The sequence below is a fragment of the Pseudomonas sp. FP453 genome (assembly GCF_030687495.1).
Taxonomy (GTDB): Bacteria; Pseudomonadota; Gammaproteobacteria; order Pseudomonadales; family Pseudomonadaceae; genus Aquipseudomonas.
In genome coordinates, this window is record NZ_CP117435.1 from 858,891 (window position 1) to 880,182 (window position 21,292).

General features: G+C 58.8%; 24 protein-coding genes, 1 tRNA gene and 1 pseudogene. 7 read left to right on the top strand and 19 right to left on the bottom strand.

Annotated elements, in window-relative coordinates:
• Nucleotides 1-789, top strand: a complete 789-nt coding sequence (gene sctT, locus PSH87_RS03745) for a type III secretion system export apparatus subunit SctT (protein WP_305432608.1) — start codon at nucleotides 1-3, stop codon at nucleotides 787-789.
• The gene (gene sctU / locus PSH87_RS03750; RefSeq protein ID WP_305432609.1) at nucleotides 786-1,883 is read left to right on the top strand and encodes a type III secretion system export apparatus subunit SctU; all 1,098 of its coding nucleotides are present in this window, start codon (nucleotides 786-788) and stop codon (nucleotides 1,881-1,883) included. Before sctT ends, sctU begins: the two co-directional genes overlap by 4 nt.
• On the opposite strand, the gene PSH87_RS03755 is transcribed toward sctU, so the two are convergent.
• The 19 genes from PSH87_RS03755 to PSH87_RS03845 all read right to left on the bottom strand — a co-directional run bounded on the left by PSH87_RS03755 (nucleotide 1,884) and on the right by PSH87_RS03845 (nucleotide 16,360).
• Nucleotides 1,884-2,222 (bottom strand): transcriptional regulator, encoded by a 339-nt coding sequence (locus PSH87_RS03755; RefSeq protein ID WP_305432611.1) that lies wholly within the window; start codon nucleotides 2,220-2,222, stop codon nucleotides 1,884-1,886.
• Nucleotides 2,223-2,233: 11 nt separating this feature from the next.
• Nucleotides 2,234-2,437: an HrpT family type III secretion system protein gene (gene hrpT, locus PSH87_RS03760; protein ID WP_305432612.1), complete on the bottom strand. Its 204-nt coding sequence runs from the start codon at nucleotides 2,435-2,437 to the stop codon at nucleotides 2,234-2,236.
• Nucleotides 2,434-4,575, bottom strand: coding sequence for a type III secretion system outer membrane ring subunit SctC (gene sctC / locus PSH87_RS03765; protein WP_305432614.1), 2,142 nt, complete (start codon nucleotides 4,573-4,575; stop codon nucleotides 2,434-2,436). Before sctC ends, hrpT begins: the two co-directional genes overlap by 4 nt.
• A gap of 14 nt (nucleotides 4,576-4,589) precedes the next feature.
• Entirely contained in the window at nucleotides 4,590-4,982 is a 393-nt protein-coding gene (locus PSH87_RS03770; RefSeq protein WP_305432615.1) for a type III secretion protein, read from the bottom strand.
• Nucleotides 4,983-5,198 (bottom strand): type III secretion protein, encoded by a 216-nt coding sequence (locus PSH87_RS03775; protein WP_305432617.1) that lies wholly within the window; start codon nucleotides 5,196-5,198, stop codon nucleotides 4,983-4,985.
• Nucleotides 5,199-5,287: 89 nt separating this feature from the next.
• A complete protein-coding gene (sctL, locus tag PSH87_RS03780) occupies nucleotides 5,288-5,881 on the bottom strand; it encodes a type III secretion system stator protein SctL (RefSeq protein ID WP_305432618.1) in 594 nt (197 codons plus the stop codon).
• Nucleotides 5,859-6,440, bottom strand: coding sequence for a type III secretion protein (locus tag PSH87_RS03785; RefSeq protein ID WP_305432619.1), 582 nt, complete (start codon nucleotides 6,438-6,440; stop codon nucleotides 5,859-5,861). Before PSH87_RS03785 ends, sctL begins: the two co-directional genes overlap by 23 nt.
• A 13-nt stretch (nucleotides 6,441-6,453) precedes the next feature.
• Nucleotides 6,454-7,254 (bottom strand): type III secretion system inner membrane ring lipoprotein SctJ, encoded by an 801-nt coding sequence (gene sctJ / locus PSH87_RS03790; RefSeq protein WP_305432620.1) that lies wholly within the window; start codon nucleotides 7,252-7,254, stop codon nucleotides 6,454-6,456.
• A 2-nt stretch (nucleotides 7,255-7,256) separates the two neighbouring features.
• A complete protein-coding gene (locus PSH87_RS03795; RefSeq protein WP_305432621.1) occupies nucleotides 7,257-7,628 on the bottom strand; it encodes a type III secretion protein in 372 nt (123 codons plus the stop codon).
• A 125-nt stretch (nucleotides 7,629-7,753) separates the two neighbouring features.
• Nucleotides 7,754-7,972 carry a type III secretion protein gene (locus PSH87_RS03800; RefSeq protein ID WP_305432622.1) on the bottom strand — a complete coding sequence of 73 codons (219 nt, stop codon included), beginning with the start codon at nucleotides 7,970-7,972 and terminating at the stop codon, nucleotides 7,754-7,756.
• A 233-nt stretch (nucleotides 7,973-8,205) separates the two neighbouring features.
• Nucleotides 8,206-9,129, bottom strand: a complete 924-nt coding sequence (locus PSH87_RS03805; RefSeq protein ID WP_305432623.1) for a sigma 54-interacting transcriptional regulator — start codon at nucleotides 9,127-9,129, stop codon at nucleotides 8,206-8,208.
• A gap of 324 nt (nucleotides 9,130-9,453) precedes the next feature.
• Nucleotides 9,454-10,554, bottom strand: coding sequence for a redox-regulated ATPase YchF (gene ychF, locus PSH87_RS03810; RefSeq protein WP_017735147.1), 1,101 nt, complete (start codon nucleotides 10,552-10,554; stop codon nucleotides 9,454-9,456).
• Nucleotides 10,555-10,575: 21 nt separating this feature from the next.
• Nucleotides 10,576-11,160 (bottom strand): aminoacyl-tRNA hydrolase, encoded by a 585-nt coding sequence (gene pth / locus PSH87_RS03815; protein WP_017735148.1) that lies wholly within the window; start codon nucleotides 11,158-11,160, stop codon nucleotides 10,576-10,578.
• 168 nt (nucleotides 11,161-11,328) lie between these two features.
• Entirely contained in the window at nucleotides 11,329-11,922 is a 594-nt protein-coding gene (locus PSH87_RS03820) for a 50S ribosomal protein L25/general stress protein Ctc (protein WP_017735149.1), read from the bottom strand.
• A gap of 138 nt (nucleotides 11,923-12,060) precedes the next feature.
• Complete coding sequence (locus PSH87_RS03825; protein WP_003208392.1) at nucleotides 12,061-13,002, bottom strand: ribose-phosphate pyrophosphokinase; 942 nt, start codon at nucleotides 13,000-13,002, stop codon at nucleotides 12,061-12,063.
• A gap of 46 nt (nucleotides 13,003-13,048) precedes the next feature.
• A tRNA-Gln gene (locus PSH87_RS03830) sits at nucleotides 13,049-13,123 on the bottom strand.
• Nucleotides 13,124-13,160: 37 nt separating this feature from the next.
• Nucleotides 13,161-13,964 carry a 4-(cytidine 5'-diphospho)-2-C-methyl-D-erythritol kinase gene (ispE, locus tag PSH87_RS03835; protein ID WP_305434249.1) on the bottom strand — a complete coding sequence of 268 codons (804 nt, stop codon included), beginning with the start codon at nucleotides 13,962-13,964 and terminating at the stop codon, nucleotides 13,161-13,163.
• 49 nt (nucleotides 13,965-14,013) lie between these two features.
• The gene (lolB, locus tag PSH87_RS03840; protein WP_305432624.1) at nucleotides 14,014-14,631 is read right to left on the bottom strand and encodes a lipoprotein insertase outer membrane protein LolB; all 618 of its coding nucleotides are present in this window, start codon (nucleotides 14,629-14,631) and stop codon (nucleotides 14,014-14,016) included.
• A gap of 4 nt (nucleotides 14,632-14,635) precedes the next feature.
• On the bottom strand, nucleotides 14,636-16,360 hold the full coding sequence (locus PSH87_RS03845; protein WP_305432625.1) for a tetratricopeptide repeat protein: 1,725 nt from the start codon (nucleotides 16,358-16,360) through the stop codon (nucleotides 14,636-14,638).
• Nucleotides 16,361-16,542: 182 nt separating this feature from the next.
• Between PSH87_RS03845 and hemA the strand changes: the two are divergent.
• From hemA to murI, 5 genes and pseudogenes are all read left to right on the top strand, one after another.
• Nucleotides 16,543-17,833, top strand: a pseudogene (hemA, locus tag PSH87_RS03850) (glutamyl-tRNA reductase).
• Nucleotides 17,830-18,912, top strand: coding sequence for a peptide chain release factor 1 (gene prfA, locus PSH87_RS03855; protein WP_017735155.1), 1,083 nt, complete (start codon nucleotides 17,830-17,832; stop codon nucleotides 18,910-18,912). Before hemA ends, prfA begins: the two are co-directional and overlap by 4 nt.
• Nucleotides 18,913-19,743 carry a peptide chain release factor N(5)-glutamine methyltransferase gene (gene prmC / locus PSH87_RS03860; RefSeq protein ID WP_305432627.1) on the top strand — a complete coding sequence of 277 codons (831 nt, stop codon included), beginning with the start codon at nucleotides 18,913-18,915 and terminating at the stop codon, nucleotides 19,741-19,743.
• Complete coding sequence (locus PSH87_RS03865; protein WP_305432628.1) at nucleotides 19,737-20,492, top strand: molybdopterin-synthase adenylyltransferase MoeB; 756 nt, start codon at nucleotides 19,737-19,739, stop codon at nucleotides 20,490-20,492. The genes prmC and PSH87_RS03865 overlap by 7 nt, the downstream gene beginning before the upstream one ends.
• Nucleotides 20,485-21,279 carry a glutamate racemase gene (gene murI, locus PSH87_RS03870; RefSeq protein ID WP_305432629.1) on the top strand — a complete coding sequence of 265 codons (795 nt, stop codon included), beginning with the start codon at nucleotides 20,485-20,487 and terminating at the stop codon, nucleotides 21,277-21,279. Before PSH87_RS03865 ends, murI begins: the two co-directional genes overlap by 8 nt.
• The last annotated feature ends 13 nt before the right edge of the window (nucleotides 21,280-21,292 follow it).

Sequence of the window (21,292 nt, forward strand, 5' to 3'; positions counted from 1 at the left end):
GTGCTGCTTTATCTTGAATATCTACCCAGCCTGATTATCGGCATGGCGCGTATCTACCCCTGTGGCATCCTGGTGGCGGCGTTCTGTTTTCAACACGTGCGTGGCCTGCCCCGGCACACCGTCGTGATGGTCATGGCGCTGCTGCCCGCTCCGGGCATTCACGCTGCTCTGGCGGGGCAGGACATTTCAGCACTGATGCTCGGTATGCTGGTGATCAAGGAAGTGGTCCTGGGATTGCTGCTAGGGGTGTTGTTGTCGATGCCGTTCTGGATGTTCGAATCGGTGGGCGCGCTGTTGGACAACCAGCGTGGAGCCTTGGCCGGTGGCCAGCTGAACCCGTCGCTGGGGCCGGACGCGACACCGATCGGGCACATGTTCAAGCAACTGGCGATCTACCTGTTGATAGCCATCCTGGGGTTGGGCGCGTTGACTCAGGTGATCTGGGACAGTTACCTGATCTGGCCACCCACCGTGTGGTTTCCGCTACCCGCCGCTGAGGGCATGAGCGTATTTGTCCGGCTGCTGGGTGACACGTTCATGCACATGATGCTCTACGCAGCGCCCTTTATTGCCGTGTTGTTGCTGTTGGAGTTCGGCATTGCGTTGCTGGGTGTCTATAGCCAGCAATTGCAAGTGAGTACCTTGGCGCCGCCGGTCAAGTGCCTGGCGGGGATCGGTATTTTGTTGCTGTACTTTGCCTTGTTGCAGGACCTGATTGTCGGGCGCATGAGCCAGTTGGGTGACCTCAAGCACTACCTGGGGCTTTTGTTCAAGGTCCCGACGCCGTGAGTGATTCGGGGGAAAAAAAGCACCCGGCGTCCGCCAAGAAACTGCGTGACCAACGCAAGAAAGGTCAGGTCTCGCAAAGCCAGGATGTGAGCAAACTGCTGGCGCTGACGGCGATCAGTGAGGTCGCCTTGTTCACGGCCGAGACCAGCCTGCTGCGCTTTCAGCAACTGCTGGTGTTGCCGATGTCGCGCTTGAGCCTGCCGTTTGTGCGGGCGCTGGAAGAGGTGCTGATGGAGGGCCTGGTCATGTTCTTCTCGTTCTCTCTGTTGATGGCCGGGCTGGCGATTGCCGCGAAGCTGATTGGCAGCTGGATGCAGTTCGGCTTGCTGTTCGCTCCGGACACGCTGAAACCGGATTTCAATCGCCTCAACCCGATCAGCCAGATCAAGCAGATGTTCTCTGCGCAGTCGCTGATGACGCTGCTGATGAGCATCGCCAAGGCGTTCCTCCTGGGCCTGATTGTGTATGTGGTGGTCTGGCCCTCCTTGGGGACGTTGATAAACCTTGCCAACAGCGATCTGCAAAGTTACCTGCTGGCGCTGATCGCGTTGTTCCGTCACTTGCTGCATGCCTGTCTGGGGCTGTTGCTGGTGTTGGCGCTGATCGATCTGACCTTGCAGAAGTATTTCTTCGCCAAGCGTATGCGCATGACACAGGTTGAGGTCACGAAGGAATACAAGGACATGGAAGGCGACCCCCATGTGAAGGGCCAGCGCCGCGCATTGGCCCAGCAATTGGCCCAGGAGGAACCCAAGGTCAAGCTGCCCAAGCTGGAGGAAGCCGACATGCTGGTGGTCAACCCGACACACTTTGCGGTCGCCCTGTATTACCGCCCCGGCGAGACGCCGTTGCCATTGCTGATTGGCAAAGGGACGGACGCTGAGGCCCGTCAATTGATTGCCCAAGCGAAGGCGGCCGATGTGCCGGTGGTCCAGTGTGTATGGCTGGCCCGCACGCTCTACACCAACCGGCTCGGCACCAGCATTCCTCGCCAGACGTTGCAGGCCGTGGCGTTGATCTACCGCACGTTGCGTGAGCTGGACGACGACGCCAAACGTGAAACCCTGGAACTGCCGGAGCTGGAGCGGCGCTGATTAGCTGTTGGTGTGGGCGTCCAGGGCATCAAGGTTGGCCAGCGCGAGTATCCGGCTGAGGATCTTGTCGGCGGTGTTCTGCGTTGTCGGCAGTGCATGCCAGATCACCAGTGCGTTGTCGGCATCGAGGTAGGCAAAGCAGCCATCGAAGATCTGGGCCTGCTCAAAGCGCCGCTCTAGTACCTTCTGCAATTGTTTGGCTTGCAACGCTTCGCGCGCGACGCGCAGCGCTAGCCCTTGGCGTTCGACGCACACTTTGATGCCGGGAGCGAGCGGCAGGTGAGCGGCAGTGCCGCTCACCACGTTCTCCAGAAATACCTGACGTTGATCGGAGGGCATTTACGCGGTACTCATCGTTCCAGCGATATGGTCTGGTAATCCGCACGCTCTCCGGCCGGGCCGGGCTCTACGCGCATCTGCGATGGCCACCAGATCACCATCTTATCTGGGGTCGACTGGGGGCGTGAGCAGGAGTCACCTTTGCACGTTGGGGTACAGCCAGTGATGAGCAGCACCAGGCCGGTCAGGGTGACGCATAGCAATGGGTGTTTCATGGTCGGACCTTCTGAAGAGGAGTAATCAAGGTGGGGCGGGGGACGCTCAGGTGTTCATCCTTCACCACTGGCCGCATGGCGATAAATACTTCGGCTTCCTCTCCAGGCTTCAGCCAGGCGCGCGGCCAGACGGTGACGGCCAGGGTCTGCGAGTTGCTGCATTCTTTTTCGTCGATGCGCACATTGCGGTTGAACGTGTTGCGCAGCACCACGACCGCGACGTTGTATTCAGGGCCTGCGTACCACTGGCTGCGCTCGGCGCTCAACGCCAGCAAGTCGCGGGTACTGCACAGTGTGTTCAACCCCAGGGGCATGGGCGCCAACTTGAAAGCCTTGGGCACTTGCCCCGTCACCAGGTGCGCCAGGGTGCTGATGATGTCGCTACGCTTGATTACGGGCTGGTGAGGGGCGTATCGCCGGGCCAGCGGTGCCAGGGCGGCCTGCAATTCGACCTGGTCTGCCTGGGGCAGGTAGCGGGATGGGTCGGCTTGGTCGCCGATAACGCGTGGGGTGATGATGAACAGGCGTTCACGCCGATTGTTCTGCCTTTCGCTCGAGGAGAACAATGCCTTGCCCAGCAGCGGGATATCGCCCAGCAGCGGCACCTTGTTTTGCTTGTCGGTACTTTCCGTGACGTGGAAGCCACCCACCACCATCGAGCGCTTCTCCGCCATGACGGCCTGGGTGCTGACGTTGCCGCGGCGAACATCAAGGTCTTTGAGGCTGCGTTCGGGGTTGGATTCGTCGAACGTGCCGTCCTCGATATCCACGGCCAAGTGGATCTGATGGCTTCCACGGCTGGTAATGACGCGGGGCACGACCTGGACGCTGGTACCCACGGTGACCGCCTGGATGGTTGCGTTCTCACGTCCGGGGGTCAGGTATTGAGTTCGATTGAAGTCGATTACCGCCGGCTGGTTTTCCAGGGTGAGCACGGAAGGGTTGGACACCATGGTTGCCAGCCCCTTGGCTTCCAGCGCTCGTATATCGGCATAGAAACGGTCGCGATTTTCAATCGACAACTGCTGTGATGTGCCCGGTGCCACATTTGCGCCGCCACGGAACCGGCTGTTCTGAAACCCCCAGTTCACGCCGAATTCACGCAATTGCGTGCGCTCGATATCAAGAATGATCGTATCGATTTCCACCAGTTTGCGTGCCACATCGAGTTGGGCGATCAACTCGCGGTACATGGCCTGGCGTTCTGGCATGTCATAGATCAACACCGAATTATTACGAATATCGGCTTCGACGCGAACCCGGTTGGTGGGCGTCGGCGCGCGTGGGGTGAGGGTCGCGCCACTGTCCAACGGCATGATATTGCTGTTTGCCCCGAGCATCTGCCCCAACAAGGGATTGCTCAAGCGCGGACCGTTCGGCATCAGAGGGGTGGGGAGTGAGGGGGAGCGCTGGCCCATCGCCGAGGACATGGCATTGGGGCGTGGCTCCAGCAACCCGCGCAAAATGCTGGAAACGCCCGGGATAATCAGCGTCGTACCGCGATATTCCAAGGGGCGATCCGCGGCATTGGCGAACTTCAGTGGGAAGCTCAGCACCGCCTGTTTTTCGTCCGCTGAGCGGCGTTGGCTGCTGAACTGCTTGATTTGTTCGATGTAGCGCCGAGGGCCGGAGACCAGTACGACACCATCCTCGGGCAACTCACCCCAACCGAAGCGACTATCGAGCAGGCCAATGTCGGTGAGGGCCTGCTTGAGGTCGGCAATGGTCTCTGAGGAGACCTCCAGGCGTGCGGACTCTTGTTGGTCCAGCGTGCTGATGAAGAGCGTGTTGTTGTACATGTACCATTGGAAGCGGTGCTCCACTCCCAGGCGGTCGAGCAGTGACTGCGGGGTATTGGCGCGTATCTTGCCATTGACGATGCCCTCCAGCAGGCCCTCGATTTGCAGTTGCGTACCGAAGGTCTGGGCAAAGTCTTCGAGCACATCCCGCACTGGCTTATGCTCGGCTTCATAAGCGTAGGCGGTGTTTTTCCACGCGGGAGGGATGGCGGCCAACGCGCTTTCTGCTGAACCCAGCAGCCAGAAAAACAGGAACACATTGCGCCAATGGGCTCGTTTGGCTGAAACCCTGGGCGAGCCAAGGCACAAGCAATTACCCTTATGGGTCTTGTTAGGCATAGACAGTTCTCTGATTAGTACGAGCGTGAACGTAGCGGGGTTGGTTTGAGGTTGGGGGCTGGGCGAGCAAGGCGTGCGACGATTGCGCGCCATGTGTCGCGTTGGTTGAGTAATGCCTCGAGGCAGTCGAGTACGTAGGCTTCTCCGCGGTCAGAACGCAGGCTTTGAATCAGCCATAGCGCCCCCGTGTCAGCTTTTTGCGCCAGTGCACCCTGGAAATGGTTCAAGCTGGCTGCGCCCAGGCGCAGCCAGCCTTGCAAGGCGGGGTTATCGGGTGACGCGCAGGTCAGTTGGGCGCCGAGTAAAACGCTGTCACCCAGATGTTGCAGGGTGACTTCGTCGTCGCCTTCAAAGAGGGTGATTTCCTTCTCGCCGCCGCTCAACCAGTTACCCACGAACGCTTTCATTTACTGGAAGCTTTCAATAGTTGTTTTGAGCATTTGGTTGACCGTTTTGCCGTGCTCATTATAAATCGCGAACGTCACGTCTTTGCGCATTAATAGATTGTGGAATAACTCAGTATCTCCGGCTGCCAGGCTTTCTTCATAACCGGACTTGTACTCCTTATAGGCAGATGTTTTGTTGCGGGCAATCGAATGAGTCAACTCTTTGAAGAAGTCCATGATTTTTCCTCTGCGTTTTATTATCGATCAATGAATTAAACAGCCAAGGCGGAATGCTGGATATAAATAAAGTCTTCGCTCTCGTAGGATTAGATCTCGATCGAGTACTCTTTTCCCTGATTGAAAAAAGTGTCGATCATGGCGTCCCAGCTGATACGGAAGTCTCCTTCATCTGTGTTCAGAACGAGCGTCTGAGGAAGAACCGTGTCGTCGGCGTTTAACTTCCAGAATCTGCTCTTGTGACGGGCAAGGCACTCTCTGATCTCCTCAATATCATGGGGATGGCAGAGCAGCGTCGCGCTGACTTCCTGGACTTGACTCGCCAACAACTTTTTCAATAGTGCTGCAAGCCTTTGCGGGGCAGCGGTCTCGTCGAGCAGGCAGCGAATGGCCTGGTTGGTGATGGCGGTCGCGTAGTGTTCAAGGTTGTCGCACATCACTTGACGGTCGAGCTCCCATTGCTTGAATTGAGCATCGGCGCGTTGCCAGATTTCCAGTGAAGCTTGTTCAAGCAATGCCTCGCATTTTTTCTCGGTCCGGCTTATCAATTCGTCGGCCTGGGCATTGGCGCGGCTCAAGAGCTGGTTGGCTTGTTCCCAATTGGCTAACTCTTCCCGCCGGATGAGGCTGCCTTGTGCACCGGATGCTCCCTCGCGCAATTCAATAGTATGTCGGCATAACATCACTGCTTTCCTCGTCTGTACGAGACAGGGGCACGGTGTCGCTCGCCATGGCCGTGACGCGCCAGACGACGGCCTGCCAGAGCGTGTTCAATCGGCTGCTAGCATTTTCGAGTGGCGCGTTTGCCATTTCAGCCTCGTTCACACGTGTACGGGGGAAGCGCAGTCGAAGGCGCTGCCAGGTAGCGGGTTCAACCCAGCTATGAAGCAGTCGCAGTGGGTCGGAGTGTGGCGGCAGCATGGCAGGGGGCAACGCCATGGCCAGGCGCATGCACCACTGATGATGACGTTCACTCAATGGCGCCGCTGCTTCGTGGTTGAACGTGTGGCTAACCAATGTCAGCACCAGGTTGAGTTGCTCCGTTGAGGCCAGGGCCAACCGAAGCACAGTGGCTTGAGGTGCAGCGGGCAGACAGGCGGCAAACCCCGTAAGGTTGTGCGGCGCTGCCCGACCGTAATAAAAAAGCCTTTCAATGGCACGGTACTTGTCATCTCTCCAGTCTTCATGAGCATCCTTCCAGGGAAAAGCCCACCATTGAGCCCAGGCCAGTTGTTCATGCATGGGCGGATCGGGTCTAGGTGCCATGCGTTGACTCCGTTGAGTCGCCTGCAAAAACCGGCTCCTGCGCAGGACGCTTGCGCCGAACTTGCAAGACGATTGTGGCGGCCACGGCCGAAGCCAGGCCCAGCAGCAAAACCATGATGCTGGTTCGCCAGAATCCGAGATCTTCGCCGGGTACCAGGAACGGGCCGAAGTACACCAGGCGTTGTTGTTCCTGATAAGTGGAAGCAGGTACAAACACCACGGTGAGTTTTTGCGGGTTGTCCACTGCCGCCGTCATCCCAGGGATACTGCTCGCCACCATTCTGCGTACCCGCGCGCGGATGTTGTCGGGGTCCAGGCGTGGATCATGCTTGATGAATACGGAAGCGGATGCCGGTTGGACGGGCTCTCCTGGTGCTATGCGTTCAGGTAGCACGACATGCACGCGTGCGACGATGACACCGTCAATCTTGGACAGGGTGGTTTCAAGCTCTTGGGATAAGGCGTAGATGTAGCGTGCACGCTCTTCCAGCGGGGTGGAAATTACCCCTTCCTTGCGAAACGTATCCCCCATGGTGGCCCTGGCCATTCGAGGAAGACCGGCGGCTTCCAAGGTGCGTACGGAGCGCCCGATATCGCTTGTATTAACCGTCACGACGACACCATCTTTGGCCGGGATTTTTTGTGCGCGAATATGTTTGTCAGCCAATTCGGCGACGACTTCATTGGCTTCCTGCTCGGAAAGTTGGCGATGAAGTTCCACCCGGTCACTGCATCCGTTCAATATAAAAGCCAGGCTCAAGACTAAAACGACAAGCAATGAGTTATTCATGCTCAAGACTGCATGTTGCCGATTTTGTCGATGCATTGTGTTGTCTTCGCAAGGCACTTCACCATCACTTGTGATGTGAGTTGTGCGTTATGTAGCTCGCGTGGATAAGTGCTGATGGCCTCGATATCGGCACCTTTTTTGGTTGAGCGGGTTATTTTTGCGAAGCCATCTCTCGAGTTGCTGAGGTGCTTGGAGGCTTCTGTCAAAAGGAGTGATACATCAGGCCGGCCAGAGACCGTGTTCATCGGGCGTGAGCCGTCGAGCATCGATGCGAAAAAACTGACGTCCGTACGGTCTGTCGATTGTTCCGGTGCCGCACGGTTATGCCCAACACTCCTGCTTGTCTGTGAAAAGAGGTCGTCTACTATTTGCATGGCGTGTCTACTCAATTAGGGGAGGGCAGGAGCTGTCCATAAAGGCGCACTAAAAGGGCTGTCGAGCGGGGTGGATGATTACCTTTCGGGTGGGAAGGCCCGAAAGGTAATCGATCATCCCGTACTTATTGACCGTTACCCGCCCGGATCACCGCTTGAATGTCCTTTGCTACAGCGCTCTTCCAGCCGTTCTTTATTGAATCTGCCAACAACTTCTGGTAAATGGCTTCGGCTGCTCCCTCGCTGCCGCCACCGCCGCCGCCGCCGCCTGCCTCACCTAAACGGCTCATGTACGAATCTGCCTGATTAAAAGTGTTACCACCGCCTAGTGCGTTAATAGACATATGAAAATCCTACTCTGGTTTCTGAGGTTGTTGAGTGGCCATCGCTCAAATCACGCCAACGTATAAGGTTGTACATAAATTTGCTTCTGGCCATGACTGCGTGGCCTTTACGGGTAAAACGTTCCAGATGTTTCCAGTTTGCGATGTTGCTGAATGTTTCTTGAGCGGCAGTTTAATAAGGCGTTTTGGTGGGGCGGGGTTACATGGTCTTCTTGTTAGCTGTTGGGGGGAACTCAATCCAGTGATATGTCCAACTGTTTCATCCTGTAATACAGCGTGCGTTTGGCAATTCCCAGTTCAATGGACACGGTATCCACACAGTGGTTGTGGCGGTTCATCGACTCTTCAATAAACGCTTTTTCAATTTGTTGCAGGCGTGCTTTCAGCTCTAGTTGAGGGAAGGGTTGGCTGCGCGCGGGAGTTGAAAGCGGCGAGAGGCCCAAGACAAACCGTTTCGCCGTCGAGCGTAACTCGCGAACGTTGCCCAGCCAGGGGTGGCAGAGCAGTTGTTGCAGCAGGCCGCTGGACGGTGGTGGGGGGGCGCATTTGAATTGGTCGGCTTCTTCCTGGATCATTTCCAGAAACAGCGGGATGATGCGTTCGGGCTGCTCCCGCAGGGCCGGAAGTTGAATGTTGACCACATTGAGTCGAAAGTACAGATCGCGCCTGAAGGCTTTCTGCTCGACCATGATGTCCAGGGACTGCTGGGCCGACGCGATGACACGCATGTCCACGGGAATCAATCGAGTCGAGCCCAGGCGCTCCACTCCACGGCACTCCAGCACGCGCAGGAGCTTGGCTTGCAGGCTCAAGGGCATGCTGTCGATCTCGTCGAGGTACAGGGTACCCAGGTGGGCGGCTTCGACGAATCCAGCCCTTGATTGCATTGCCCCGGTATAGGCGCCGCTGTTGACACCGAACAGCTGGCTTTCCGCGAGGCTTTCCGGGATCGCTGCACAGTTCACGGCAACAAAATTACCTTGCCGGCCCGATAACGTATGAATGCGTTGTGCCAGTGTATCTTTGCCGGTACCGGTTTCTCCCAATAACAGGATGTCGACATTGAGAGTGGCGGTGCTGTTAAGCGTGGTTTCAATTTCCTGATCGTCGATGAGTGAGGCGTCTGTTCTGTTATCCCCTAGGACGTGAGCCGACATCGATTGATACTCCATGTTCGCTGTTGCGTCACTGTCGGAAAGTCGGTGTGCAAGTACCAGCTCAGTAAACCGCAGAATATAAAAGTTGTCATCCGTCGTGCAGGGGGTTATGTGCCGGATTGATGTAGGAAAAGATATATAAGGTTAAGGCTTTTATCCGTTTGTATTGTTGTTGGATAAAAGGGTTGTCGTGTAAGTAGGAGGTTTCTGAGAAGTTCGAGTATTTGGATATGGTTGTTAGGTGCTTTAACTAAAGTGCTGGCCACAAAAAAGCCGATGCAATGCATCGGCTTTTTTGTAGGTGACAAGTGCTGCGCGTGGTACTTACACGTTAAAGCGGAAGTGCATCACATCACCATCTTTAACGATGTAATCCTTGCCTTCCAAACGCCATTTACCGGCTTCCTTGGCACCGGCCTCACCCTTGAACTGGATAAAGTCGTTGTAGGCGATCACTTCGGCACGGATAAAGCCTTTTTCGAAGTCGGTGTGGATCACGCCGGCGGCCTGTGGCGCGGTGGCGCCGACCTTGACGGTCCATGCACGCACTTCTTCGACACCGGCAGTGAAGTAGGTCTGCAGGTTGAGCATTTCGTAACCGGCGCGGATCACGCGGTTCAGGCCGGGCTCTTCCAGGCCCAGGGCCTCGAGGAACATGTCCTTTTCTTCGCCGTCATCGAGCTCGGCGATTTCTGCTTCGATCTTGTTGCACACCGGCACCACGATCGCGCCTTCTTCGTCGGCAATGGCCTTGACCACGTCCAGCAGCGGGTTGTTCTCGAAGCCGTCTTCGGCAACGTTGGCGATGTACATCACCGGCTTGGTGGTCAGCAGGTGGAAGCCCTTGATCACGGCCTTCTCATCGACGCCCATGTTCTTCATCAGGCTGCGTGCCGGCTTGCCTTCGGTGAAGTGTGCGATCAACTGCTCCAGCAGGCCTTTCTGGACCACTGCATCCTTGTCGCCGCCCTTGGCGTTGCGCGCAACTTTCTGCAGTTGCTTCTCGCAGCTGTCGAGGTCGGCGAAGATCAGTTCGAGGTCGATGATCTCGATGTCGCGTTTCGGGTCGACGCTGTTGGAGACGTGAATCACGTTCTCGTCTTCAAAGCAGCGGACCACGTGGGCGATGGCATCGGTCTCACGGATGTTGGCCAGGAACTTGTTGCCCAGGCCTTCACCTTTCGACGCGCCGGCAACCAGGCCCGCGATGTCGACGAATTCCATGGTGGTCGGCAGGATGCGCTTGGGATTGACGATGGCCGCCAGTGCATCCAGACGAGCGTCCGGCATCGGCACGATACCGCTGTTGGGCTCGATGGTGCAGAAGGGGAAGTTCTCCGCCGCAATACCGGACTTGGTCAGGGCGTTGAACAGGGTGGATTTGCCGACGTTGGGCAGGCCGACGATGCCGCAATTGAATCCCATGGTGTTTCCCCTCGGTAAGAGTCAGGCCTTCTGGCTGTGCAGGTTTTTCATCGCGCGGTTCCATTCACCGGCGAAGATATCCGGCAGCACGCCGAGGGCAAAGTCGATGCTGGCATCGAGTTTTTCCTGTTCGGCGCGTGGCGCACGACCCAGGACGAAATTTGAAACCATACTGGCAACGCCTGGGTGGCCAATGCCGAGCCGCAGACGGTAGAAATTATTCTGATTACCCAACTGCGCGATGATGTCGCGCAGGCCATTGTGCCCGCCATGCCCGCCGCCGAGCTTGAGCTTGGCAACGCCGGGTGGCAGGTCCAGTTCGTCATGGGCCACCAGGATTTCCTCGGGTTTGATCCGGAAGAAATTCGCAAGCGCCGCGACAGCCTGGCCGCTGCGGTTCATGTAGGTGGTGGGAATCAGCAGACGAACATCCTGACCCTGGTGCGAGAAGCGCCCGGTCAGGCCAAAATACTTGCGATCGGCCACAAGGTTCACACCTTGCGCGTGGGCGATGCGCTCAACAAAAAGGGCCCCCGCGTTATGCCGGGTCTGTTCGTATTCGGCGCCTGGATTTCCCAGGCCAACGATCAGTTTAATGGCAGTCACGACAGGGGCCCTTCCTTTGGAGTTGTGGATAACATCGCCGCAACCGTTGTGCGGCGAAAGTGGACGACAGAAGCTGTTTACTTAAGAGTAAAACGCCGCGTTATCGCCCGCTTTCTCGCTACGTTCCGGTCCGCGATGTTTCCTCAAGCTCCGACGTTACAGAGTGAATTACTCTGCAGCGTCTGCTTCTGGTGCAACGCGTGGAGCGTGTACGTTTGCAACAGCTTTGTCATCACCGTGAGCCAGTGCGACAAACTCAACGCCTTTAGGGGCTTTGAGGTCGGACAGGTGGATGATGGCGCCGATTTCAGCGGCCGACAGGTCGACTTCGATGAACTCAGGCAGGTCTTTTGGCAGGCAGGAAACTTCGATCTCAGCAACAACGTGCGAGATTTCGCCGCCTTTCTTGATCGGAGCCGCTTCACCAACGAAGTGAACTGGAACGATCGCGGTCAGTTTCTGACCAGCAACAACGCGTACAAAGTCAGCGTGCAGCACGTGGCCTTTGGCCGGGTGACGTTGCAGAGCTTTGATGATTACGTTTTGCTTGGTGCCGCCAACGTTCAGTTCGATAACGTGGCTGTAGGCAGCTTCGTTTTCGAGCAGTTTGGCGATTTCTTTGGCCAGCATGCTGATGGATTCAGGGGCTTTTTCGCCACCGTAAACTACAGCTGGAACCAGGCTTGCGAGACGACGCAGGCGGCGGCTCGCACCTTTCCCCAGGTCGGAACGCGCTTCAGCATTCAGAGTAAAATCGTTCATGTTGTATCTCCAAAATAACCACATTCGCCCCAGCGTTTGCGACCAGCGCTAAAGGCGATATGGGCAAAAAAGCCCCGCCCCAGCAGAATGCTGGGGCGGGGCGCTTTTCGTCAGTGAAATGATCCGAAGGTTTGACCCTTAACGGAACATCGCGCTGATCGATTCTTCATTGCTGATGCGGCGAACCGCCTCGGCAACTACCGGTGCGATATCCAGTTGACGGATACGCGAACAGGCTTGAGCTGCTGCGGACAACGGGATGGTGTTAGTCACCACCAGTTCGTCCAGCATGGAGTTCTCGATGTTCTCGATCGCTCGGCCCGACAGCACAGGGTGTGTGCAGTAGGCGAAGACTTTTGCGGCACCGTGCTCTTTCAAGGCTTTCGCCGCGTGGCACAGGGTGCCGGCGGTGTCGACCATGTCATCAACCAGAATACAGGTACGCCCTTCGACATCACCGATGATATGCATCACTTCAGAGTGATTGGCTTTTTCACGGCGTTTGTCGATGATCCCGAGGTCCACGCCCAAGGATTTGGCAACAGCCCGTGCACGCACGACGCCACCAATGTCCGGGGACACGATCATCAGGTTTTCAAAGCGCTGGTCTTCGATGTCATCCACCAATACTGGCGAACCGTAGATGTTATCTACCGGAATATCGAAGAACCCCTGGATTTGGTCAGCGTGCAGGTCAACCGTGAGAACACGGTCGATACCTACCACGGTCAGCATGTCAGCGACGACTTTCGCGCTGATAGCCACACGTGCGGAACGCGGACGGCGATCCTGACGGGCATAACCAAAGTAAGGGATTACAGCTGTGATTCGAGTCGCTGAGGAGCGGCGGAAGGCATCAGCCATCACGACGAGTTCCATCAGGTTATCGTTGGTCGGAGCGCAGGTCGGCTGAATAATGAAGACGTCTTTACCGCGGACGTTTTCATTGATCTCGGCTGTAATTTCGCCGTCGGAGAATTTACCGACAGAGATGTCACCGAGAGGGATATGCAGCTGACGTACGACACGTCGAGCCAGATCGGGGTTGGCGTTCCCCGTAAAGACCATCATCTTGGACACGCGCAGTACCTAGAGGCTGAGGGTAACCTGGATGAGTATTAGAAAATGGCAGGGGCGGCTGGATTCGAACCAACGCATGGCAGGATCAAAACCTGCTGCCTTACCGCTTGGCGACGCCCCTGTATCTGTTGCAACGAGTGCCTAACACTCGGTTCCTTTTAGAGCAGACTTTGCAGCTTGCGATGCAACATCGAAACGTTGCTTCCCTTTGCTACAAACCCTGTAAGGGTCTCTGTAAGAAGGGCCGAGACTTTATCAGCTTCAGCTTTGTTTGGGAAGCCCCCAAACACACAACTTCCAGTTCCGGTTAATTTTGCTTCGGTAAATTTACCTAACAAATTCAAAGCGTTACGTACCTCTGGATAACGCCTTGCTACAACCGGTAAGCAGTCATTTCGACTGTTTCCCTTGGGAACGGGGCGCACTTTAATGGGAGAAGAGTTACGTGTCAACAACGGATCTGAAAAAATTTCTGCTGTACTTACAGATACTTGCGGCACAAGTACGACATACCACGGTTCTTCGGGGTCTACAGGGGTGAGTTTTTCCCCCACACCCTCAGCAAATGCGGCGTGTCCACGCACGAAAACCGGGACATCAGCGCCCAGCGTAAGGCCCAGCGCCGCGAGGCGATCGTGGTCCCAACCCAGCTGCCACAAGTGATTCAGACCGAGCAATGTGGTGGCCGCATTCGAACTGCCGCCGCCGATACCGCCGCCCATGGGCAGGATTTTATCGATCCAGATGTCGATGCCGAGTGTGCAGCCGGATTGTTCCTGAATTTTTTTTGCGGCCTTCACGATCAGGTTGCTGTCGTGGGGCACGCCTTCGAATGCCGTATGCAGTTGGATCACGCCATCGTCGCGTACGGCGAAGGTCATCTCATCGCCGTAGTCGAGAAATTGAAACAACGTCTGCAACTCGTGATAACCGTCTTCACGGCGACCGAGAATGTGCAGCATCAAATTGAGTTTGGCGGGGGAGGGCAGGGTCAGCTTTTGTACGGTCACGTTATTGCCCCAACTTGCGCGGTTGCCAGTCCTTGATCACCAGCGTGACATCCAGGTCGGTGCCATGCAGCTTGATGCGCTCCGGCAGCCAGTAACCGCTCTGTTGCACATAGCTCAAATACTCGACCTGCCAACCATCCTGCTCCAGGGTGGCCAGGCGGCTGTCGCCGTTCAGGCTCAGGCGACTTTTGCTGTCGGGCGCGGGAAGGCCGCGTACCCACCAGACCAGATGCGATACCGGCAGCTTCCAGCCGATCTGCTCTTCCAGCAGGGTTTCCGGCGAGGTCGCTTCATAGCGGCCCTGGTTGGCCACTTCCAGGCTGACTTGCCCCGGTCGACCGGTCAGGCGTGCGGCGCCACGGCCCAGCGGGCCAGACAGGCGAATATCGTAGTAGTCCTGGCGTTGCAGCCAGAACAAGGTGCCGCTGCCGGAATCTTTCGGCGCACGAACGCCGACTTTTCCTTCGATCTGCCAGCCATCGATACTGCTGAGCTGGTCCTTGTGCTGTTTCCATTGCGCCGGGTTGCCCTGGCCCTCGACGGATTCACGGCTGCCGATGCCCGCACAACCGGCGAGCAGGGCGATGAGACTGAACACTACAACATGGCGCAAGAACATAAGCTTAAAGGGTCTCGGATCCGGTCAGGCGCTTGATGGTGCCGCGCAGGATAGGGCTTTCGGGTTGTTCCTTGAGGAACTTCTCCCAGATTTGACGGGCTTCGCGCTGCTTGCCATTGGCCCACAGCACTTCACCCAGATGCGCCGCGACTTCCTGGTCGGGGAACCGCTCCAGGGCCTGGCGCAGCAAGCGTTCGGCTTCATCGAGGTTGCCCAGGCGGTAATTCACCCAGCCGAGGCTGTCGAGTACGGCCGGGTCTTCCGGGTTGAGCTGGTGGGCTTGTTCGATCAGCGCCTTGGCTTCGTCGTAGCGCGTCGTGCGGTCGGACAAGGTGTAGCCCAGGGCATTCAAGGCCATGGCGTTGTCCGGGTCGCGCTTGATGATCAGGCGCAGGTCTTTTTCCATCTGCGCCAGGTCATTGCGTTTTTCCGCCTGCATGGCGCGGGTGTACAGCAGGTTCAAGTCGTCGGGGTATTGCAGCAGCGCTTGTTGCAGCAATTTCCAGGCGCGCTCGCCCTGATTGTTGGCCGACAAGGTTTCGGCCTGGATCAGGTAAAGCTGGATCGCGTAGTCCGGCTCCGCATCGCGCGCGGCCGCCAAGCGTTTTTCCGCCTCGTCGGTGCGGCCATTGCTCATCAGGATATCGGCCTGGCGCAGTTGCGCCGGCAGGTAGTCGTTGCCGGGGCCGACCTGGGCGTATTCGAGCAGGGCGGCCTGTGGGTCGTTTTTCTCTTCAGCAATGCGGCCCAGGTTCAGGTGTGCCGAGTCCACATGGCTTTCGCGTTCGATCAGCTCTTGCAGATACCCCTTGGCCTCGTCCCAGGCCTTGGCTTCCAGGCACACCAGCGCCAGGGAATAACGCAGTTCGTCGTCGTCCGGGTATTGCTGGACCAGGTTGGCGAACTGCACTTTGGCGTCCTCCATGCGGTCCTGTTCCACCAGCATGCGCGCGTAGGTCAGGCGCAGGCGCTTGTCGTCCGGGTACTTCTTGATGCTTTTTTCCAGCAGCGGAATCGCTTCCTTGCCGCGATTGAGATTTTGCAGCAGGCGCGCGCGCAGCAGGATCGGTGCGATCTCACCCTCTTCCGGTGGGTTCTGCTCCAGCAGCTTCAGCGCCGCATCCGCCTCGTCGTCCTGCTGCAACAGCAAGGCCTTGCCGAAAATCAGCTGGCTGTTCTTTGGGTGTTTTTGCAGCAGGCGGTCGAAACTCTTCATCAGGCCATTGCGCGTGTCCTGGTCGGTGTCGGCAGCCGACAGCGCGAGGAAGTCGAAATGGGTATCGCCCTTGCCCTGCAAGACCTTCTCCATATAGACCATGGAGTCGTCGTAGCGCCCGGCGCGTGCCAGTTGCACGGCGGCCGCACGCTGCGCCTCAAGGTCGTCCGGGGCGTTTTTCGCCCAGATCAGCGAGGTATCCAGTGCAGCCTGATCGGCGCCCAGGTACTCGGCGATGCGAAACGCCCGCTCGGAAATTCCCGGATCCTGCGTGTTGATGGCCTGGGTCACGTAGTTATCCAGGGCAATATCGAAACGATTGCGCTGGCCAGCCAGCTCCGCGCTCAGCAGGCTGAACACCGTTTCTTCACTGAACGAGGAATAAACCTTGGGCTTTTCAGGGGCGGGGGTGCTGTCTTCCACCGGCGGCGTACCGTCCGGCGACACGGGGGCCAAGGCCTGGCAGCCGCTGAGGAAGACAAAAGCAAGGAGCAACGCGGAAGATCTATTCATATAGGAAGAGGACGACTAACCTGCGGTCGGATCATCATGACACAAGCCTTCGGCCAAACATAACCGAGTCTCAGTTGGTGCCTTTATAGACACAAGGCATTAGGACAATAGCCTACGGTGGTTGTTCTGAATCATTCGAAGTAGGACAATTGTCGGCTTCCCGACATCATCAGCGATATTGAATGGCCTTCCTCGCACTCGGTATTAACCACAAGACTGCTTCCGTAGACGTGCGCGAGCGCGTGGCGTTCACGCCAGAGCAGTTGGTTGAGGCCTTGCAACAGCTCTGCCGGCTCACCGACAGCCGCGAAGCTGCAATCCTTTCAACCTGCAATCGCAGCGAGCTTTATATAGAGCAGGAACATCTTTCAGCGGATGTGGTGCTGCGCTGGCTGGCCGATTACCACCATTTAAGCCTCGAAGAGCTGCGCGCGTGCGCTTATGTGCACGAAGAAGATGCGGCAGTTCGTCACATGATGCGTGTGGCCGCCGGTCTCGATTCGCTGGTGTTGGGGCGAGCCGCAGATCCTTGGCCAGATGAAGTCCGCCTACGCCGTGGCGCGTGAGGCCGGCACCGTCGGGCCGCTGCTGGGCCGCCTGTTCCAGGCCACGTTCAATTCGGCCAAGCAGGTGCGCACCGACACCGCCATCGGCGAAAACCCGGTGTCCGTGGCGTTTGCCGCCGTCAGCCTGGCCAAACAGATTTTCAGTGACCTGCAACGCAGCCAGGCCCTGCTGATCGGCGCCGGTGAAACCATCACCCTGGTGGCCCGCCACCTGCACGACCTGGGCGTGAAGCGCATTGTCGTCGCCAACCGCACGCTGGAGCGCGCAAGCATCCTCGCCGAGCAGTTCGGCGCCCACGCGGTGCTGCTGTCGGACATCCCGGCCGAGCTGGTGCGCAGCGATATCGTCATCAGCTCCACCGCCAGCCAGTTGCCGATCCTCGGCAAAGGCGCGGTCGAGAGCGCGCTGAAGCTGCGTAAGCACAAGCCGATCTTTATGGTAGACATCGCCGTTCCTCGGGATATCGAACCCGAAGTCGGCGAGTTGGACGACGTTTACCTCTATAGCGTCGACGACCTGCACGAAGTGGTCGCCGAAAACCTCAAGAGTCGCCAGGGCGCTGCCCAGGCGGCTGAAGAGATGGTCAGCACTGGCGCCGACGATTTCATGGTGCGCCTGCGTGAACTGGCAGCGGTGGACGTGCTCAAGGCGTATCGTCAGCAGGGCGAACGCCTGCGCGACGAGGAGCTGAGCAAGGCCCAGCGCCTGCTGGCCAACGGCAGCAGCGCCGAAGAGGTGCTGATGCAACTGGCCCGGGGCCTGACCAACAAGCTGCTCCACGCCCCCAGCGTGCAGCTTAAAAAGTTGACTGCCGAAGGCCGCCTCGATGCGCTGGCCATGGCCCAAGAACTCTTTGCCCTCGGTGAGGGCGCGTCAGATAGCTCTTCGGATAAAAAACCGCAATGAAAGCGTCACTGCTCAATAAACTGGACGTGCTCCAGGACCGTTTCGAAGAACTGACCGCCTTGCTCGGCGATGGCGAAGTCATCGCCGATCAGACCAAGTTCCGCACCTATTCCAAGGAATACGCGGAAGTCGAGCCGATTGTGACCACCTACGGCCAGTGGCTGAAAACCCAGGCCGACCTCGAAGGTGCCCAGGCACTGCTCAAGGACAGCGACCCGGACATGCGCGAAATGGCCGTGGAAGAAGTCCGCGAGGCCAAGGAAAAACTGGTCGCGCTGGAAGGCGACCTGCAACGCATGCTGCTGCCCAAGGACCCGAATGACGGGCGCAACGTGTTCCTCGAAATCCGCGCCGGCACCGGTGGCGACGAGGCGGCGATCTTCTCCGGCGACCTGTTCCGCATGTATTCGCGTTATGCCGAGCGTCGCGGCTGGCGCGTCGAGATCCTTTCGGAGAACGAAGGCGAGCACGGCGGCTATAAAGAAGTCATCGCGCGGGTCGAAGGCGATAACGTCTACGGCAAGCTCAAGTTCGAATCCGGCGCGCACCGCGTACAGCGCGTGCCGGCCACCGAATCCCAGGGCCGTATCCACACCTCGGCGTGCACCGTGGCCGTGTTGCCCGAGCCGGACGAGCAGGAAGCCATCGAGATCAACCCGGCTGACCTGCGCGTCGACACCTACCGCTCGTCGGGCGCCGGTGGCCAGCACGTCAACAAGACCGATTCCGCGATCCGCATCACCCACTTGCCGTCGGGCATCGTGGTGGAGTGCCAGGAAGAACGTTCCCAGCACAAGAACCGCGCGCGGGCGATGTCCTGGCTGTCGGCCAAGCTCAACGACCAGCAGACCAGCGCCGCCGCCAACGCGATTGCCAGCGAGCGCAAGTTGCTGGTGGGCTCGGGCGATCGTTCCGAGCGCATCCGCACCTACAACTTTGCCCAGGGTCGGGTCACCGACCACCGGGTCAACCTCACGCTGTATTCCCTCGACGAGATCCTCGCCGGTGGCGTCGATGCCGTGATCGAGCCGTTGCTCGCCGAATACCAGGCCGATCAGTTAGCGGCGATAGGTGAATAAATGACCATTATCGCCAGCCTGCTGCGCGCCGCCGACCTGCCCGACTCGCCCACCGCGCGCCTCGACGCCGAGCTTTTGCTGGCGGCGGCCCTGGGCAAACCCCGCAGCTACCTGCACACCTGGCCAGAAAAAATCGTCAGCAGCGAAGACGCGCTGACCTTCGCCAGCTACCTGCAGCGTCGCCGTGGCGGTGAGCCGGTCGCCTACATCCTCGGCCAGCAAGGCTTCTGGAAGCTCGACCTGGAGGTCGCGCCCCACACCCTGATCCCACGCCCGGACACCGAGCTGCTGGTGGAAGCGGCCCTGGAATTATTGCCAGCCACGCCGACCCAGGTCCTCGACCTCGGCACCGGCAGCGGCGCCATCGCCCTGGCCCTGGCCAGCGAACGCCCGGCGTGGAAGGTCACCGCCGTCGACCGCGTGCTCGAAGCCGTGGCCCTGGCCGAACGCAATCGCCAGCGCCTGCACCTGAATAACGTCACGGTGCTCAATAGTCATTGGTTCAGCGCCCTGCAAGGCCACACCTACGACCTGATCATCAGCAACCCGCCCTACATCGCCGACAATGACCCGCACCTGGTCGCCGGTGACGTGCGCTTCGAACCGGCCAGCGCGCTGGTGGCGGGCCGCGACGGCCTGGACGACTTGCGCCACATCATCCAGCAAGCCCCACAGCACCTGAATGCCGGTGGCTGGCTGCTGCTCGAACACGGCTACGACCAGGCCGCCGCCGTGCGTGACCTGTTGCTGAGCGAAGGCTTTGACCAGGTGCACAGCCGCATCGACCTCGGCGGCCACGAACGCATCACCCTGGGACGTCGGCCGTGCTGACCGATCAGGAGCTGTTGCGCTATAGCCGACAGATCCTGTTGCAGCAGGTCGACATCGACGGCCAGTTGCGCCTCAAACAGGGCCGCGCCTTGATCATCGGCCTCGGTGGCCTGGGTGCGCCGGTGGCGTTGTACCTGGCGGCCGCCGGCGTCGGCGAGTTGCACGTGGCGGACTTCGACACCGTCGACCTGACCAACCTGCAACGCCAGATCATCCACGACACCGACAGCGTCGGGCAGACCAAGGTCGACTCGGCCCTGCGCCGCCTGAGCGCGATCAATCCTGAAATCAAGCTGGTGGCCCATCGCAGCGCGCTGGATGCCGATTCCCTGGCCGCCGCGGTGGCGGCGGTGGATGTGGTGCTCGATTGCAGCGACAACTTTTCCACCCGCGAAGCGGTCAACGCCGCGTGCGTCGCCGCGACCAAGCCGTTGATCAGCGGCGCGGCGATTCGCCTGGAAGGGCAGTTGTCGGTGTTCGACCCACGTCGCGCCGAAAGCCCGTGCTACCACTGTTTATACGGGCACGGCAGCGACACCGAACTGACCTGCAGCGAAGCCGGCGTGGTCGGCCCGCTGGTGGGCCTGGTCGGCAGCCTGCAAGCGCTGGAAGCCTTGAAGCTGCTGGCCGGTTTCGGCGAGCCGCTGGTGGGGCGCCTGCTGTTGATCGATGCGTTGACCAGCCGTTTCCGTGAGCTGCGCGTCAAGCGCGACCCCGGTTGCAGCGTGTGTGGGCCGCAACATGGTTAAGGACGCGCCGATCGGTGTGTTCGATTCCGGCATCGGCGGCTTGACGGTGCTGGACGAAATCCAGCAACTGCTGCCCCACGAATCGCTGCTGTATGTGGCCGACTGCGGGCATATCCCCTACGGCGAGAAAACCCCGGCTTATATTCTTGAGCGCTCGCGAAAAGTCGCCGGGTTTTTCCGCGAGAAGGGCGCCAAGGCGTTTGTGATTGCCTGTAACACCGCCACCGTCGCGGCGGTGGCGGATCTTCGCCTGGACGCTCCCGACTGGCCGCTGGTGGGCATGGAACCCGCCGTCAAACCCGCCGCCGCCGCGACCCGCAGCGGTGTGGTCGGCGTGCTCGCCACCACCGGCACCTTGCAAAGCGCCAAGTTCGCCGCCTTGCTCGACCGCTTTGCCACCGATGTACGGGTGATCACCCAACCTTGCCCTGGCCTGGTGGAACTGATCGAGACCGGCGACCTCAACAGCCCCGCGCTGCGCCAGTTGTTGCAGGGTTATATCGACCCATTGCTCAGCGCCGGTTGCGACACCATCATCCTCGGTTGCACCCACTATCCCTTCCTCAAGCCACTCCTGGCACAAATGCTGCCCCCCAGCATCATCCTGATCGACACCGGCGCCGCCGTAGCCCGCCAGCTCAAGCGTTTGCTGGGCGAGCGCGACCTGTTGGCCAGCGGCAATCCCGAGCCTGCACAGTTCTGGACCAGCGGCGATGTGTATCACCTAAGAAATATCCTACCAACACTATGGAAATATCCCGGCGTTGTGCGAAGCTTCGGGGCGTGAAAATTTCGTGAAA

What these genes read in the sequence shown, in the direction of transcription:
- PSH87_RS03820 (WP_017735149.1), bottom strand. Translation starts at nt 11,922, where the DNA reads ATGAACGATTTTACTCTGAATGCTGAAGCGCGTTCCGACCTGGGGAAA.
- PSH87_RS03785 (WP_305432619.1), bottom strand. Translation starts at nt 6,440, where the DNA reads ATGCATGAACAACTGGCCTGGGCTCAATGGTGGGCTTTTCCCTGGAAG.
- sctC (WP_305432614.1), bottom strand. Translation starts at nt 4,575, where the DNA reads ATGCCTAACAAGACCCATAAGGGTAATTGCTTGTGCCTTGGCTCGCCC.
- prmC (WP_305432627.1), top strand. Translation starts at nt 18,913, where the DNA reads ATGACCATTATCGCCAGCCTGCTGCGCGCCGCCGACCTGCCCGACTCG.
- ispE (WP_305434249.1), bottom strand. Translation starts at nt 13,964, where the DNA reads ATGCTGCACATTCTCGGTCGCCGTGAAGACGGTTATCACGAGTTGCAG.
- PSH87_RS03795 (WP_305432621.1), bottom strand. Translation starts at nt 7,628, where the DNA reads ATGCAAATAGTAGACGACCTCTTTTCACAGACAAGCAGGAGTGTTGGG.
- PSH87_RS03805 (WP_305432623.1), bottom strand. Translation starts at nt 9,129, where the DNA reads ATGTCGGCTCACGTCCTAGGGGATAACAGAACAGACGCCTCACTCATC.
- PSH87_RS03770 (WP_305432615.1), bottom strand. Translation starts at nt 4,982, where the DNA reads ATGAAAGCGTTCGTGGGTAACTGGTTGAGCGGCGGCGAGAAGGAAATC.
- lolB (WP_305432624.1), bottom strand. Translation starts at nt 14,631, where the DNA reads ATGTTCTTGCGCCATGTTGTAGTGTTCAGTCTCATCGCCCTGCTCGCC.
- murI (WP_305432629.1), top strand. Translation starts at nt 20,485, where the DNA reads ATGGTTAAGGACGCGCCGATCGGTGTGTTCGATTCCGGCATCGGCGGC.
- ychF (WP_017735147.1), bottom strand. Translation starts at nt 10,554, where the DNA reads ATGGGATTCAATTGCGGCATCGTCGGCCTGCCCAACGTCGGCAAATCC.
- hrpT (WP_305432612.1), bottom strand. Translation starts at nt 2,437, where the DNA reads ATGAAACACCCATTGCTATGCGTCACCCTGACCGGCCTGGTGCTGCTC.
- PSH87_RS03845 (WP_305432625.1), bottom strand. Translation starts at nt 16,360, where the DNA reads ATGAATAGATCTTCCGCGTTGCTCCTTGCTTTTGTCTTCCTCAGCGGC.
- sctJ (WP_305432620.1), bottom strand. Translation starts at nt 7,254, where the DNA reads ATGAATAACTCATTGCTTGTCGTTTTAGTCTTGAGCCTGGCTTTTATA.
- prfA (WP_017735155.1), top strand. Translation starts at nt 17,830, where the DNA reads ATGAAAGCGTCACTGCTCAATAAACTGGACGTGCTCCAGGACCGTTTC.
- PSH87_RS03755 (WP_305432611.1), bottom strand. Translation starts at nt 2,222, where the DNA reads ATGCCCTCCGATCAACGTCAGGTATTTCTGGAGAACGTGGTGAGCGGC.
- PSH87_RS03800 (WP_305432622.1), bottom strand. Translation starts at nt 7,972, where the DNA reads ATGTCTATTAACGCACTAGGCGGTGGTAACACTTTTAATCAGGCAGAT.
- sctL (WP_305432618.1), bottom strand. Translation starts at nt 5,881, where the DNA reads ATGTTATGCCGACATACTATTGAATTGCGCGAGGGAGCATCCGGTGCA.
- PSH87_RS03775 (WP_305432617.1), bottom strand. Translation starts at nt 5,198, where the DNA reads ATGGACTTCTTCAAAGAGTTGACTCATTCGATTGCCCGCAACAAAACA.